This is a genomic window from Actinomadura sp. 7K534, assembly GCF_004348575.1.
Classification (GTDB): Bacteria; Actinomycetota; Actinomycetes; order Streptosporangiales; family Streptosporangiaceae; genus Spirillospora; species Spirillospora livida.
This window is the reverse complement of record NZ_SMKB01000004.1, coordinates 79925-95335: the sequence shown is the minus strand read 5'-3', so window position 1 is coordinate 95335 and position 15411 is coordinate 79925. Positions and strand designations below refer to the sequence as shown.

Here is a 15411-nt window from a genome sequence, read left to right as displayed (position 1 = left end):
GCCCCCGCCTGGCCCCGCGGCGCCTGACCCGCGACGCCTGACCCGCGACGGCACGGCGTCCCCGCGGACCCTTGCCCGCATGCGGCCCCCTCGGTCGGCGGTCGTGCCGGTGGGGGCATGCCGAAAGGCGCGCCGGTGCCGGCGCGCCTTCGGGTGGTGCGGGATCAGCCGGCGAGGGTCTTGAGGTGGTCGAACTGGCCGGGGGCGCGGCCCTCGCCGGCGGGGCCGCGGTACGCCTGCGCGATGTCGAGCCAGCGGTCGGCCTCGGCGCCGGTCGCGGTCACCGCGAGGTCGGCGCGGTGGCGGCGGCGGGTGACCAGGAGCGCGAAGTCGACGGCGGGGCCGGTGACGCGCTCCGCGGAGTCGGCCGGGCCGTACTCCCACACCTCGCCGGACGGCGCGGTGATCTCGTAGCGCAGCTGCACGGGCGGGGTCGGCAGGCCGCGGGACAGGTAGCCGAAGTCCCAGGTCAGCGTCGCGAAGATGACCAGGTGGCCGATGCGGTCGGTGCGCTCGGGGCGGATCCGCAGGGTGTCGGCGATGTCCTGGCCGTGCGCGAACAGCTCCATCATCCCGGCGCAGGCCAGGACCGCCGCGGGCAGCGGGCGGACCAGCCACGGCACGATCGCGCCCTCCGGCAGGTCGGTGAGCGCGCGGACGGCCTCGGCGCTCTCCTGCCGCCAGCGGGCCAGCAGCTCGGCGGGCGAGTCGAGCGGGTAGCCCTCGAGCGCGCCGTTCACGGCGGCGTTGAAGTCGTCGATGTTCGAGGTGAGCGCGGTGAAGGTGTCGGGGTCGGAGGCGGCGAGCCCGGCCAGCCGGAACACGAAGGACAGGTGGGCGACCTGCTTGGCGATCGTCCATCCCGGCGCGGGCGTCTCCAGCGCCCACTGCCGCTCGTCCAGGGCGGCCACCATCCTGTCCACCAGCTCGGTCTCGGTCGCCAGGTCGGCGAAAACGTCGTTCATCGGTCCGTCCTCTCGGTGTTGATCGGCTCCGCCGATACGGTGTTCGACCAGCCGCCCACGGTCAGCGCGGCGGTCATGGCGGCCCACGAGGTGAGTTCGATCAGGGCCCGGTCGTCCGATCCGGTCCGCCGGAACGCCTCGACCGCACCGGGGCCCGCGCGGTAGGAGGCCAGCGCCGTGAGGAGCGCCAGCCGGCCGGCGGGCCGGTCGGCTGGAGGCAGCCCGGTCACCAGGTCGCCGGGCCAGCCGCCGGACAGCGGCGGCTCCGTGCCGTCCCAGTCCGCCAGCGTCGCCGTCACCAGTTCGCGGACCGAGCCGGGCACCGAGCGGACGCCCGCGGCCTCGACGGCGGTGGACGCCCGCGCGAACGCCTCGGTCACGGTGGGCGACCCGGCCGCCCAGCCGAGCGGTACCGCCGGTTCGGCCGGTGGGAGGAGGTCCAGCGAGGCGCCCGGCGGATGCGTGCCGAGCGTGGCGCCCCGCAGCACCCTGACGAGCAGGCGCAGCAGCCCCCCGCGCGCGGCCGCCGGCAGCCCCGGAGGAAACGGCGACTCCCGCAGGAACACGTTGACCATGCGGTTCAGGTAGTGGAACGTGACCGCCACACCGGCCAGCTCCGCGGCCTCCGCGGGGGACCCCGGCGGCCGGCCGCGCCGCGCCGGGTCGCGCCGCCCGGACGCGCCCGCCCACCGGACGATCTCGCGCAGCCCGGCGTCCCCGATCGCATCGGCGCCGCCGGTGGCGACGGCGGTGGCGTCCCGGGCGGCGGACCCGTCGTCCGCCAGGCCGCGCAAGGTCGCCGCGTGCACGTCCACGCAGTACGGGCAGGTGTTGGACCGGGACACGGCGGCGCCGACCGCCTCCTTGACCGCGCGGCCGGTCACGCCGGTGGCCACCAGCGTCTCGCGCAGGATCACCCACGACGCGGCGAGCGCCTGCGGCGACGGCGAGTGCAGGGCGATCGGCGGGGCCAGCATGCCGAAGTCGCGTTCGACCTGGGCGTAGACCTGGGCCACCAGGTCCCCGGCGGCGGGCGGCGGCACCGGCGTGACGTGCCTGGCCTGGCCCAGCGAACTGCGGCGGGCGACGCGGATGAACATGCCGTTCCCCCTCCTCAACCGCGGACCAGGCCGGGCAGCAGGTCCCGGACGCCGCGGCGTCCCGCGGTGGACCCGTCCGGGGCGGGCGCCCCGTAACCGACCTCGATCCCGCGCCGCCGCGCGGCCTCGACGATCCCGGGCATGGCCCGCTCGGCCAGCGCCGCGATGGTCATCGCGGGGTTGACGGTGAGGGCGCCGGGGACCGCGGACCCGTCGGTGACGAAGATCCCCGGGTGGCCGCGCAGCTCGTGCCGGTCGTCGAGCGCGGAGGTGGCCGGGTCGTCGCCGATGCGGCAGGACGCCAGCGGGTGGACGGTGTAGGCGCCCACCACGTCGTTGGTCCAGGGCGCGACCTTGGCCAGCCCGTCCCGCTCCAGGATGTCCTTGCAGGCCGCGTCGGCCTCCGCCCAGCCGCGCAGCGTGTTGGGCGTCGGGTTGTAGCGCAGCGGGCCGCGGCCCAGCATCTGCTGGGAGATGCGGACGGCATTGCCGGTCGGCGGCGGCGGGCCGAAGACGCCCTCGTTGTCGTCCTCGGTCATCTGGAAGATGATCAGCCAGTTCCGCCACTGGTCGAGCATCTTCTTCTTCTCCACACCGAAGAAGGTCGGGGCGTCCGCGCCGGGCGCCTGCGCGAGGATGGTGCCGAGGCCGGGCGGGAAGTAGAGCTGCTCCAGCGAGAACCGGCTGTACTCGGGACGCGAGCCGTCGAGGTAGTCCCAGCACGCGACGGTCGGGCCCTTGCCGATCTGGAAGGCGCCGTAGGGCCGCCCGCCCGGGCCGGTGAGCCCCAGTACGTCGCGCACCCGGTCCTCGTCGAACACGGCGGTGTTGAGCCGTTCGCCGTTGCCGGAGAAGTACCGGCCGACGGCGTGCGGCATGGAGCCCAGGTACGGCTCGGAGCGCTGCAGGATCACCGGCGTCGCGCCCGCCCCGGCGGCCACGATGACGAGCTTGGCGTCGATGACGCCCCCGCCGACGGTGACCCGGTAGTCCTCGTCGTCGATGACGTTGTAGTGGACGCGGTACCCGCCGTCGTCCGTCCTGGACAGGTACTGGACCTCGTGCAGCGGACGGATCCGCGTCCCGTGCGCGATGGCCGCGGGCAGGTAGTTGAACAGCAGCGACCGCTTGGCGTCGAAGCGGCATCCGGCCATCATCCAGTTGCAGTTCGTGCACGTGGAGGTGTCGATGCCGACCGGGACGGGGTTGGCGGTGTGCCCGGCGTGCGCGCAGGCCGCCGCCCACAGGCCGCCCGGATAGCTGACGTCGTTCCAGTCCTGGGTGCGGGCGGGGATCGCCTCGGCGACCCGGTCGTACCAGGGGTCGAGGGCGTCCCGGTCGATCATCGCCGGCCACATGCGCCGGCCGATGCCGCCGTGCCGTTCGAAGACGAACCGCGGTGCCCGGGGCAGTGCGGCGAAGTAGACGACGCTGCCCCCGCCGACGCAGTTGCCGCCGAGCAGGCTCATCCCGTCCCCGGCGACGAAGTCGAACACCTTGGTGTAGGACGAGCCGAGCAGGTAGTCCTGGTCGAAGTCCTTGCCCTCCAGCCAGGGGCCGCGCTCCAGCACCTCCACCTTCGCGCCGCCCGCGGCCAGGTGGTAGGCGGCGATCGCGCCGCCGAAGCCACTGCCGATCACGAGGACGTCGGTCTGTTCGGCGGCGGTCATCCCAGGCTCCCTGATTCGATCGTGTCGGGGTGGAGGTCCGCCAGTGCGCGGCCGTAGGAGTACTCGGGGAAGCGCCACAGCCCGTCGGAGTCGGGGTGGGCGAACCCCATGGCGGTCAGGCCGGGGTGCCCGTCGGCGAGCGCCTCGGCGGTGTGCCGGTGCGCGGCGCTGTCGTAGGCCATGTTGCTGAACAGCGCCAGCAGCACCCAGAACTCCTTCTCCGGGTGCCCGGGGTCCAGCAGCCGCTGGACGAGGGCGGTGCGCTGACCGAAGTCGAGCGCGACGAACGGCGGCACCTCGTCGTCCAGTTCCGCTCCGTGCTCGGCGGCGAAGGCCCGGGCGTGCTCGTTCAGCAGGCCGACCAGCTCGGGCAGGGCATCGGTGATCCCCGTCGCGTCCCACGCCAGCAGCTCCAGCGCTCCCGCCTCGACCGCCCCGGGCCCGGGGGCGGCACCCGCGATCGCGCGGTCGTCGGGCGACCGCTTCTCGCCCGGGACGATGGTGTCCGCGAACGCCTCCAGCGTCAGGACCCTGGTCTGTTCCGCACCCGGCGGATCTGGTCTCACGGCCTCTTCCCTTCGTCCTGGGCCACGTCGTCCGGCCGTTTCAGGGTGTGGCGCCCCGCCTTCCGCAGGCATCTTCACAATTGCTTGGCTCCGGTCCGAGAACGGCAATAGGCGATGGCGCAATACGGGAGTAACCGGCTACATATCGCAGCAATACGGAGGATGTTACTCCGACCCGGAAAGCTGACGATGGCATGGCGCAAGCCGACCGCCGACAAGGTCATGGGGATGGCCAAGGAGGGATACTCGATGCCGACCACCCTTGGCTCGATTCGAAGACTGATCATGACTCCCGCACTGGCGGACGTGACCGCGGCAAAGCGCGGTTTTCCGGTACGGGAATCGGAGATCACACGCCATCTGGAAGCGATCCCGCAATCGGTGATCTGCGGCTTCGAATGGGGCATCGACGCGCGCGGGCTGTGGGAGGTCGAACGCCGGCTGAACCAGATCCAGCCGGAACTGCGCGGCTTCGCCTACGAGGGCGCGACGATGGCCTTCACCATCGTGGACACGATGGGGCGGCGCGGCCACCGCACCCGCGAGCTGCTGGAGGGGCCGGGAAGCCCGCACATCTTCCTCGCCTACATCGGGATCGGCTTCGCGATGGCGCGGCTCCCCCGGCCGCTGTGGAAGAAGGTCCTTCCCGACCTGCACGGCTCGCCCTACCACCCGACGATGAGCTGGCTGGCCGTCGACGGCTACGGGTTCGACCGCGCCTACTTCGACACCGAGCGGTGGGTCGACCGGCAGCACCGGCCCAAGCCGTATCCCTGGCTGGGCTCGCCCGACTACTTCGACCGGGCCGTCGACCAGGGCATCGGCCGCTGCCTGTGGTTCATCCACGGCGCGCAGGCCGCGGACGTCGCGGCACGCATCGAGGGGTTCGCGCAGGAGCGCCGCCCGGACCTGTGGAGCGGGGTCGGCCTGGCCGCCACGTTCGCCGGCGGCGCCGACGCCGCCGGCCTGGAGTCGCTGCGCCGGCTGTCCGGCGCGCACGCCGCCGACCTGGCCCAGGGGTCGGTGTTCGCGGCGAAGGCCCGCACCTACGCGGGCCACGTGCCCGAGTACGGCGCGGCGGCCACGCTGGCGCTCACCGGGCTCTCCCCCGAGGCCGCGACCACCCTCGCCGACGACTCGGCCGTCCCGGAAACCGCGGGAGGCGCCGGCCTCCCCGCCTACGAGATGTGGCGGACGAACGTACGGAGGCATTTTCTCTCCGTCGTCGAGAACCGCACCGCCTGACCATTCGGACAGGCGATGAGAGTGCTGCAAACCGCGGATTGAAGGAGTAGAGATGGCCAACGGCTGGCGCTCGCTCAGGCGCCGGATCCTGACCCCGAGCATGGACGAGACCAAGCTCGAAAAACGCGGTTTCCGGGAGAAGAACCCGGCCGCACGCGAGATTCTCGAAACCGTTGGGGAAATGTTTCTCACGGGTTACGGCCACGCCGCCGAGGAAGACGACATCCCGGCTCTCGAACGCTGTTTGGCAGCGCTCCCACGGGACTTCCAGGGCTTCGCCTACGAGGGCGCGGCGATGGGGCTGGCCGTCCGGGACGGGCTGCCCTTCTCCCGTGGCGGGAGGGTCGACCGCCTCCTCGCGGGCGAGGGCGGCCGGCACGTCTACATGGTCTACGTGGGGATCGGCTGGGCGATGGCCCGGCTGCCCAGGTTCCGCTGGCCCGAGAGCGAGCGGACCGACCCGCTGCTGCGGTGGCTCGCGCTCGACGGCTACGGCTTCCACCAGGCCTATTTCCACACCCGCAAGTACGTGCACGAGCAGTACCGGGAGACCGCGTTCCCCTGGCCCGCCGAGCACCGCGGGTACGCGCCCCGCGCGATCGACCAGGGCGTCGGGCGCGCGATGTGGTTCGTGGCGGGCACCGATGTGCGGGAGGCCGTCGACCTGATCGAGCGGTTCGCCCCGGAGCGCCACCCGGACCTCTACGCCGGTCTCGGCCTGGCCGCGACCTACGCGGGCGGTGCCGACGAGGAAGAACTCCAGCTGCTGCGCGAGCGCGCCGGGGAGCACCGTCCCCAGCTCGCCCAGGGCAGCGCGTTCGCGGCCGAGGCCCGCTTGCGGGCAGGGCTCGCGACCCCGAACACCGCCACCGCCACCCGGGTGCTCTGCGGCATGACGCCCGAGCTGGCGGCACAGGTGACCCATGAACTGCTGCCGGAGACGGCGGCGACGGACGGCGAGCTGCCCGCCTACGAACTGTGGCGCGCGCGCATCGCGGAAGCACTCATCACCCGCGGAGGTGTTCGAAGGTGACCACATCGCTCCGGTTCCTGTACCGGCAGCTGCCCGGAGTCATCGCGCTCGTACTGATGGTGAGCGTGTTCTTCGCGGTCCGGCTGCCCTCCGCCTCCAGGGCCGAAAAGGACGACCTGGCGAAGCGCTACGCGTTCGAGCCGCACTCGATCGCGTTACCCGGCGGCTACACGCAGCAGTCCATCCGCAAGGTGAACAAGGCGTACAAGCACATCGACGCGTGGATCTCCTCGGTCGGCTCGGCCGTCGCGATGAACGACCTCGACGGCGACGGCCTGCCCAACGACCTGTGCATCACCGACCCGCGCATCGACCAGGTCGTGGTGACGCCCGTTCCCAACGCGAAGGGCGACCGGTACAAGCCGTTCGCGCTGAGCGCCGGCTCGCTGCCGATGAACCACCTGATGGCCCCGATGGGCTGCGTCCCGGGCGACTTCAACGAGGACGGCCGGATGGACCTGCTGGTCTACATGTGGGGCCGCACCCCGATCGTCCACCTGGCGCGGTCGAACGCCAAGACGCTGGACGCGTCCGCCTACCAGGCGACCGAGCTGGTCCCCGGCGTCGCCAGCGGCGACAGGTACATCGGCCCGCAGTGGCACACCAACGCCGCCACCGTGGCCGACTTCGACGGCGACGGGCACGCCGACATCTTCATCGCCAACTACTTCCCGCACAGCCCGGTGCTCGACCCCGCGGCCGACGGGGGCGTGTCGATGAACCGGTCGATGTCGCACGCCTACAACGGCGGCGAGGACTACTTCTTCCGCTGGACCGCCGGCACGGGCGGCGCCCGGCCGACGATCGCCTTCCAGCGGCACGACGACGTGCTCCCCAAGAAGGTGTCCAAGGGCTGGGCGCTGGCCGCCGCGTCCAACGACCTGGACGGCGACCAGCTGTCCGAGCTGTACGTGGCGCACGACTTCGGCCCCGACCGGCTGCTGTACAACCGCTCGGTGCCGGGCCGGTTCCAGTTCTCGGTGGTGGAGGGCAAGCGCCGGCCGGCGCTCGTGCCCAAGTCCAAGCAGGTCGGCACCGACTCCTTCAAGGGCATGGGCGTCGACTTCGGCGACCTCAACGGCGACGGCCTCTACGACATGTTCGTCAGCAACATCACCACCTCGTTCGGCCTCGAGGAGAGCCACTTCGCGTTCGTCAACGCGGCCAAGAACCAGAACGTCGTGCGCGCCAGGCTGAACGCGGGCGAGTCGACCTGGGAGGACCGCAGCGCCCCGCTCGGCCTGGCCTGGTCCGGCTGGGGCTGGGACGCGAAGATCGCCGACTTCGACAACAGCGGCACCCCGGTGGTCGCCCAGGCCACGGGCTTCATCAAGGGCGAGGTCAACCGGTGGCCGCAGCTGCAGGAGCTGGCCGCGTCCAACGACGGCGTGCTGGAGCACCCGATGTGGTGGCCGAACGTCACCGCGGGTGACGACATCGGCGGCAGCCAGCGGCTGCACTTCTTCGTCAAGGGCGAGGACGGCCGCTTCGTGAACCTGGCCCACGAACTCGGCCTCGCGGTCCCCGTGCCCACCCGCGGCATCGCCACCGGCGACGCCGACGGGGACGGGCGGCTGGACTTCGCCGTCGCACGGCAGTGGGAGGACCCGGTCTTCTACTCCAACGTGAGCCCCTCCCCCGGTTCCTACCTGAACCTGCGGCTGGTCCATGCCGGTCAGAAGGACGAGGGCCAGAAGGGCGCGGACGAGCCCGCCGACGGCGACATGCCGGCCCCCGGCTCCCCGGTGGTCGGCGCCCAGGTGGCCGCCACCACGGCCGACGGGCGCAAGGTGGTCGGCCAGGTCGACGGCGGCAGCGGCCACTCCGGTAAGCGCAGCCACGAGATCCACCTCGGGCTGGGCGCGACCGAAGGACCGGTGACGGTCATGCTCTGCTGGCGCGATCGCACCGGTCAGCCCCGAGAACAGCACATCCAGCTCACGGCGGGCACGCACACGCTCGTCCTGGGCACCGAGGCCACCGAGAGGTGACGGACATGCCCGAGACCAAGCAGTCGCCCCAGACCGAGCAACCGCCCGAGGCGAAGCCGGCACCGCGCCACGACCCGAAGGTCACCACGGCCCTGCGCCGCTTCGCGATCTCGATCAGCATCTTCAACCTCCTCGGGTACACCGTCCTGGGGTTCGAGCAGCCCTGGCTGTGGCCGTTCATCGCGCTGGCCACCGGCTACACGGTGGAGATCGCCCTGGAGGCGCTGGCGTCGCGGATCGAGGCCCGCGCGCCGCGCTACAAGGGCAACGGCCCCCGCGGGCTGATCGAGTTCCTCTTCCCCGCGCACATCACCAGCCTCGCCATGAACATGCTGCTGTACGTCAACGACCGCGTCGAGGTCATGATGTTCGGCGTGCTGGTGGCCGTCGGCACCAAGTGGGTGCTGCGGGCGCCGGTGCGCGGCCGGCTGCGGCACTACATGAACCCCTCGAACTTCGGGATCACGATCGTGCTCCTGCTGTTCCCGTGGGCCAGCATCGCGCCGCCCTACCACTTCACCGAGAACGTCAGCGGCATCGTCGACTGGCTGGTCCCGGCGATCATCATCGTCGGCGGCACCATGATCAACGGCAAGCTGACCGGCCGGATGTGGCTGATCATGGGCTGGGTCAGCATCTTCGCGGTGCAGAGCATCGTGCGCGGGCTGATCCTCGACGTCTCGACCGCGGGCGCCCTGATCATGATGTCCGGCGTCGCGTTCGTGCTGTTCACCAACTACATGATCACCGACCCCGGCACCACCCCGTCCCACCCGGCCGCCCAGTTCGCCTTCGGCGGCGCGGTCGCGATCGTCTACGGCTTCCTCACCGGCGCCAGCATCGCCTACGGCATCTTCTTCGCCACCGCGATCGTCTGCCTGGGCCGGGGCCTTTTCCACTGGTCGCTGCACTTCATCGAGCAGGCCCGCAAGCGCTCGGCGCCGCCGGCCGGGGTGGAGACCCCCGCGGCCACGTTCCTCAGCTCGGCCAACGGGGCGTCCGCGCCCGGGACGCCCGGCTCTGAGAAGGAGGTCGTTCCTGCATGACCAGGATCGCGATCGTGGGCATGGCGTGCCGCTATCCGGACGCCACGTCACCGAAGGAACTCTGGGAGAACGCGCTTGCCGGGCGCCGCGCGTTCCGCCGCCTGCCCGATGAGCGGATGCGCCTGGCCGACTACTGGGACGCGGACCCGGCCGCGCCGGACCGCTTCTACGCCCGCATGGCCGCGGTGATCGAAGGCTACGAGTTCGACCGGATCGGCTACCGGGTCGCGGGCAGTACCTACCGCTCCACCGACCTGACGCACTGGCTGGCGCTGGACACCGCGGCCCGGGCCCTGTCCGACGCGGGGTTCCCGATGGGCGAGGGCCTGCCGCGCGAGCGCGTCGGCGCGATCGTGGGCAACACGCTCACCGGGGAGTTCTCCCGCGCGAACGTGATGCGGCTGCGCTGGCCCTACGTCAGCCGGACGGTGTCCGCCGCGCTCAAGGAGCAGGGCTGGGAGGACGACCGGCTCACGGACTTCCTGTCCGGGCTCGAAGAGCGGTACAAGAGCTCGTTCCCGCCCATCGACGAGGACTCCCTGGCGGGCGGGCTGGCCAACACCATCGCCGGCCGGCTGTGCAACTACTTCGATTTCAACGGCGGCGGCTACACCGTCGACGGGGCCTGCTCGTCCTCGCTGCTGTCCGTGGCGACGGCGGGCGGCCTGCTCGCCGACGGTGACATCGACGTCGCCGTCGCCGGCGGCGTCGACCTGTCGATCGACCCGTTCGAGCTCATCGGGTTCGCCAAGACCGGGGCCCTGGCCCGGAGCGAGATGCGCGTTTACGACCGCAACTCCAACGGGTTCTGGCCCGGCGAGGGCTGCGGCATCGTCGTCCTCATGCGCGAGGAGGACGCGCTGGCGGCCGGACGCCGCATCTACGCCACCATCGCGGGCTGGGGGATCTCCTCCGACGGCAAGGGCGGCATCACCCGCCCGGAGATCGACGGGTACCGGCTGGCGCTGCGGCGCGCCTACGAGCGCGCCGGGTTCGGCATCGACACGGTCGAGCTGTTCGAGGGCCACGGCACCGGCACCGAGGTCGGCGACAAGACCGAGCTGACGGCGCTGACGCGGTCCCGGGCGGCGGCCGACGCCGCCCGGCCGGCCGCGATCAGCTCGATCAAGGGCATGATCGGGCACACCAAGGCCGCCGCCGGGGTCGCCGGGCTCATCAAGGCCGCCATGGCGGTCCAGCAGGAGGTGCTGCCGCCCGCGATCGGCTGCGTCGAGCCGCACCCGGTGCTGGGCGAGGAGCCGCGGATGCTGCGGACCCTGCGCGCCGCCGAGCCGTGGCCCGAGGGGGTCCCGGTCCGGGCGGGCATCACCGCGATGGGGTTCGGCGGGATCAACAGCCACGTCGTGCTGGACAAGGCGGGCGCGCGCCGGCGCACCCCGCTCGACGCCAGGACCAGGTCGCTGGCCCGCTCGGCGCAGGACGCGGAGCTGCTGCTGCTCGACGCCGGTTCGCCGGAGGAGCTGCGGGACGCGCTGACCGAGCTGATCGACTTCGTCCCGGCGCTGGCCTACGCGCAGCTCGCCGACCTGGCCGGCGTGCTCCAGGGCCGATTACGCGGGCTGCCCTACCGGGCGGCGGTGGTCGTCTCGTCCCCCGAGGACGCCGTGGCGCGGCTGAGCCAGGTGCGCTCCGCCCTGGACGCCGGCGAGACCGCCCTGGCGGGCAACGACGGCCGCGTCTTCTACGGGCACGCGAGCACGGAAGGGCGGATCGGCTTCCTCTTCCCCGGGCAGGGCTCGGGCGGCGGCAGCGGCGGCGGCGCACTGCGCCGCCGTTTCGCCGAGGTGGCCGAGGTGTACGCCGGGGCGGCGCTGCCGGTCAACGGCTCCACGGTCGCCACCGCCGTCGCCCAGCCCCGCATCATCACCGGTTCGCTGGCGGGCCTGCGGGCGCTGTCGCTGCTGGGCCTGCAAGCCGACGTCGCGGTCGGGCACAGCCTCGGCGAGCTCGCGGCGCTGCACTGGGCCGGTGTGATGGACGCCGGCCGCGTGCTGCGGCTGGCCAGAATCCGCGGCGAGGTCATGACCGAGCGGTCCGCGACCGGCTCCATGGCCGGTGTGGCGGCGCCCGCGGACCGGGTGCGCGAGCTGATCGGCGACCTGCCGGTGGCGATCGCCGGGCACAACGGCCCGCACCAGACCGCCGTCGCCGGTCCCGACGACGCCGTCGAGGCGTTCGTCCGGACGGCGGAGGCGGCCGGGGTCTCCTCGACGCGGCTGCGGGTCTCGCACGCCTTCCACTCGCCGCAGATGGCGCCGTCGGCGGACGCCTTCCGCGACGCGCTCGCCGGCGAGGACTTCGGGCCGGTCGCCGGACGGGTGATCTCCACGGTCACGGCCGACCGGCTGCCCCCGGGCACCGACGTGCGGGACCTGCTGTACCGGCAGATCACCGATCCGGTGCTGTTCGCCGAGGCGGTGGAGCTGGCGGCCAAGGACAGCGACCTGCTGGTCGAGGTCGGTCCGGGCCGGGTCCTCACCGGCCTGGCCTCGGCGATCACCGATGTGCCCGCGCTGGCGCTGGACACCGACGCCGAGTCCATCGGCGGGCTGCTGGCGGTGGCGGGCGCGGCGTACACGCTCGGCGCGGACGTCGACCTCACCCCGCTGTTCCACGGGCGGCTGCTGCGGCCGCTGGAGATCGGGGCGGAGTTCTCGTTCTTCGCCAGCCCCTGCGAGCAGGCGCCCGAGTTCGAGGTCGCCGCGCCGCGCCCGGCCGGCGCGCCGGCGGACGGCGCGGACGGCGCGGGCGGGACGCAGGGCGCCGCGGCCGGCGAGAGCACCCTGGAGATGTTGCGCCGACTGGCGGCCACCCGCGCCGAACTGCCGGTGGAGCTCGTCCGGGACGACAGCCACCTGCTCGACGAGCTGCACCTCAGCTCCATCACCGTGGGGCAGCTCGTCAACGACGCGGTCACGCAGAAGGGACTGGGCGCCGCGCACGCGCCCACCAACTTCGCCACCGCGACGCTGAAGGAGCTGGCGGAGGCACTGGACGAGCTGGCCGAGGCCGGCGCCCCTGACAGCGGGCCCGCCGACCTGGTCACGGGCGCCGCGACCTGGTCCAGGGCGTTCCGCGTGGATCTCGACGAGCTGCCGCTGCCGCCGCGCGGCACCCCGGACGACAACGCCGCCTGGCAGGTCTTCGCGCCCGGCGGGGGCGAGCCGGCCGAGCGGCTGCGCCGCGCGCTCGAACGCGAGCACGTCGGCGCGGGCGTCCTGGTCTGCCTGCCCGAAGGGTGCGCGGAGCGGGACGTGGAGGCGGCCCTGCAGGGCGCGAAGACGGCGCTCGGCGGCACGCCGGGCACCCGGTTCGTGCTGCTGCAGCACGACCTCGAACACGACCGCGGCGCGGCGGGGCTGGCCAAGACGCTGCGGCTGGAGGCGCCCCACCTGCGCGTCACGATCGTGCACGCCCCGGCCGGGCCGGAGACGGTCGACCGGGTGGTGGCCGAGGTCGCGGCGACCACGAGCTTCACCGAGTGCTACTACGACGCCGAGGGCGTGCGGAGGGTCCCCACCCTGCGCGCCATGCCCGTGGCGCCGGAGCGGCCGCGGCAACCGCTCGGGCAGGACGACGTCCTGCTGGTCACCGGTGGCGGGAAGGGCATCACGGCCGAGTGCGCGCTGGCCGTGGCCACCGACGCGGGCGCGAGCCTGGCCGTGCTCGGCCGCTCGGACCCGGCCGACGACGCCGAACTGGCCGCCAACCTGCAGCGGATGCGGGACGCGGGCGTCCAGGTGCACTACGCCAGGGCCGACGTGACCGACGCGGAGCAGGTGCGGGCGGCGGTCGCGGAGGCGTCCGGGGCGCTCGGGCCGGTCACCGCCGTCCTGCACGGCGCCGGACGCAACGAGCCCAACGGGCTCGCCGGGCTCGGCATCGAGCACTTCCAGCGCACGTTCGCCCCCAAGGTGGACGGCCTGCGCAACGTCCTGGACGCGGTGCGGCCGGAGCGGCTGCGGCTGCTGGTGACGTTCGGCAGCATCATCGGGCGCTCGGGCCTGCGGGGCGAGGCCCACTACGCCACCGCCAACGAGTGGCTGGCCGGACTGACCCGCGAATTCGGCGACAGGAATCCCGAATGCCGGGTCCTGTGCGTGGAGTGGTCGGTCTGGGGCGGCGTCGGCATGGGCGAGCGGCTCTCGGTCGTGGAGTCGCTGTCCCGCGAGGGCATCGCGCCGATCTACCCCGACGAGGGCGTGCGGATCATGCGGCGGCTGGTCGCCGACCCGGACGCTCCCCCGGTCGTGGTGGTCAGCGGCCGGGCGGAGGGCGTCGACACGGTCCGGCGGGACCTGCCGGCGCTGCCGCTGCTGCGGTTCGTGGAACGCCCGCTGATCCGCTACCACGGTGTCGAACTGGTCACCGAGGTCGAGCTCAACGCGGGCACCGACCGGTACCTGGAGGACCACCTGCTGGACGGCAACATGCTGTTCCCGGCCGTGTTCGGCATGGAGGCCATGGCCCAGGTGGCCGCGGCCACCACCGGATGGACCGGCACCCCGGTGATCGAGGGGGCGGAGTTCCTGCGGCCCATCGTGGTGCCCGCGGACGGCGGCAGGACGGTCCGGATCGCGGCGGTCGTCACGTCCGACGACACGGTGGACGTGGCCATCCGCAGCGCGGAGACCGACTTCGCCGCCGACCACTTCCGCGCCCGGCTCCGCTACGGCTCGGCGGCCGTCCCCGACGGCCCGCCCGACCAGGTGGCCGACGGCCTGCCCGCGGTGCCGCTGGACCCGGCCGCGGACCTGTACGACGGCCTGCTCTTCCAGGGCCGACGGTTCCAGCGGCTGCGCGGCTACCACCGCGCCGCCGCCAAGGACGTCGACGCCGACATCGCCGCCGACGACACCACCGACTGGTTCGCCGGATTCCTTCCCGGCGAGCTGCTGCTGGGCGATCCCGGTGCGCGGGACACGCTCATGCACGGCAACCAGGTGTGCGTCCCCCACGGGACGCTGCTGCCGTCCGGCATCGACCGGCTCCACCCGGGCGGCGCCCGGATGGCCGAGGCGGGCGACCTCAGGTACTGCGCCACCGAGCGGCTCCGCGACGGCGACACCTACGTGTACGACATCGCGGTGCGCGACGGCGACGGCGCCGTGGTCGAGCGCTGGGAGGGCCTGCGCCTGCGGGCCGTCCGCAAGGGCGACGGCCGGGGCCCCTGGGTTCCCGCGCTCGTCGGGCCCTACATGGAGCGGTCGCTGGACGACCTCTTCGAGGGCGTTCCGGTGCGGGTCGCCGTCGAACCCGACGCCCCCTCCGGGGCGGCGGGCGAGGGCGATCGCCGGGCGCGCACCGCGCTCGCCGCGAGCCGGGCGCTCGGCCGCGAGGTCGCGCTCCGGTACCGGACGGACGGCAAACCCGAGCTCGACGGCGAGACGGCCGTCTCCGCATCGCACGGCGCGGGGGTCACCCTGTGCGTCGCGGCGGAGGGAACGGTCGTCGGCTGCGACGTGGAGACCGTCGCGGAACGGCCGGAGGCGGCGTGGCAGGGCCTGCTGGGCCCGCACACCGCCCTCGCCGGGCTGCTCGCCACGGAGACCGGTGAGGGGGCGGGCGTCTCGGCGACCCGCGTGTGGACGGCCCTGGAGTGCCTCCAGAAGGCCGGCGTCCCCCAGGGGGCGCCGCTGACCCTGACGCCGGTCCGGCAGGACGGCTGGACGCTGCTCGCCTCCGGGGACCTGCGGATCGCGACGCTGGTCACCCGCCTTCGCGACGTGCCCGAGCCCGTGGTGCTCGCCGTACTCATCAAGGGAAGGGGCTGA

9 protein-coding genes are annotated in these 15411 nt (G+C 73.2%); 5 read left to right on the top strand and 4 right to left on the bottom strand.

Features of this window, described 5'->3' with window-relative positions:
- Nucleotides 1–164: 164 nt before the first annotated feature.
- From E1266_RS01975 to E1266_RS01960, 4 genes are read right to left on the bottom strand one after another with little or no spacing between them, the layout of a single operon-like run.
- The gene (locus E1266_RS01975; protein ID WP_132043039.1) at nt 165–965 is read right to left on the bottom strand and encodes a TIGR03084 family metal-binding protein; all 801 of its coding nucleotides are present in this window, start codon (nt 963–965) and stop codon (nt 165–167) included.
- Nucleotides 962–2065 (bottom strand): carboxymuconolactone decarboxylase family protein, encoded by a 1104-nt coding sequence (locus E1266_RS01970; protein WP_132043037.1) that lies wholly within the window; start codon nt 2063–2065, stop codon nt 962–964. The genes E1266_RS01975 and E1266_RS01970 overlap by 4 nt, the downstream gene beginning before the upstream one ends.
- Before the next feature lie 14 nt (nt 2066–2079).
- Nucleotides 2080–3735: a GMC family oxidoreductase gene (locus tag E1266_RS01965; RefSeq protein ID WP_132043035.1), complete on the bottom strand. Its 1656-nt coding sequence runs from the start codon at nt 3733–3735 to the stop codon at nt 2080–2082.
- Nucleotides 3732–4301: a DUF5987 family protein gene (locus tag E1266_RS01960; protein WP_132043033.1), complete on the bottom strand. Its 570-nt coding sequence runs from the start codon at nt 4299–4301 to the stop codon at nt 3732–3734. Before E1266_RS01960 ends, E1266_RS01965 begins: the two co-directional genes overlap by 4 nt.
- Before the next feature lie 189 nt (nt 4302–4490).
- Between E1266_RS01960 and E1266_RS01955 the strand changes: the two genes are divergently transcribed.
- From E1266_RS01955 to E1266_RS01935, 5 genes are read left to right on the top strand one after another with little or no spacing between them, the layout of a single operon-like run.
- Nucleotides 4491–5546 carry a DUF1702 family protein gene (locus E1266_RS01955; RefSeq protein WP_243718179.1) on the top strand — a complete coding sequence of 352 codons (1056 nt, stop codon included), beginning with the start codon at nt 4491–4493 and terminating at the stop codon, nt 5544–5546.
- A 52-nt stretch (nt 5547–5598) separates the two neighbouring features.
- On the top strand, nt 5599–6579 hold the full coding sequence (locus E1266_RS01950) for a DUF1702 family protein (protein WP_132043031.1): 981 nt from the start codon (nt 5599–5601) through the stop codon (nt 6577–6579).
- Nucleotides 6576–8570 carry a CRTAC1 family protein gene (locus E1266_RS01945; RefSeq protein WP_132043029.1) on the top strand — a complete coding sequence of 665 codons (1995 nt, stop codon included), beginning with the start codon at nt 6576–6578 and terminating at the stop codon, nt 8568–8570. The genes E1266_RS01950 and E1266_RS01945 overlap by 4 nt, the downstream gene beginning before the upstream one ends.
- A 5-nt stretch (nt 8571–8575) precedes the next feature.
- Nucleotides 8576–9616: an enediyne biosynthesis protein gene (locus E1266_RS01940; RefSeq protein ID WP_132043027.1), complete on the top strand. Its 1041-nt coding sequence runs from the start codon at nt 8576–8578 to the stop codon at nt 9614–9616.
- Nucleotides 9613–15411 (top strand): type I polyketide synthase, encoded by a 5799-nt coding sequence (locus tag E1266_RS01935; RefSeq protein WP_132043025.1) that lies wholly within the window; start codon nt 9613–9615, stop codon nt 15409–15411. The genes E1266_RS01940 and E1266_RS01935 overlap by 4 nt, the downstream gene beginning before the upstream one ends.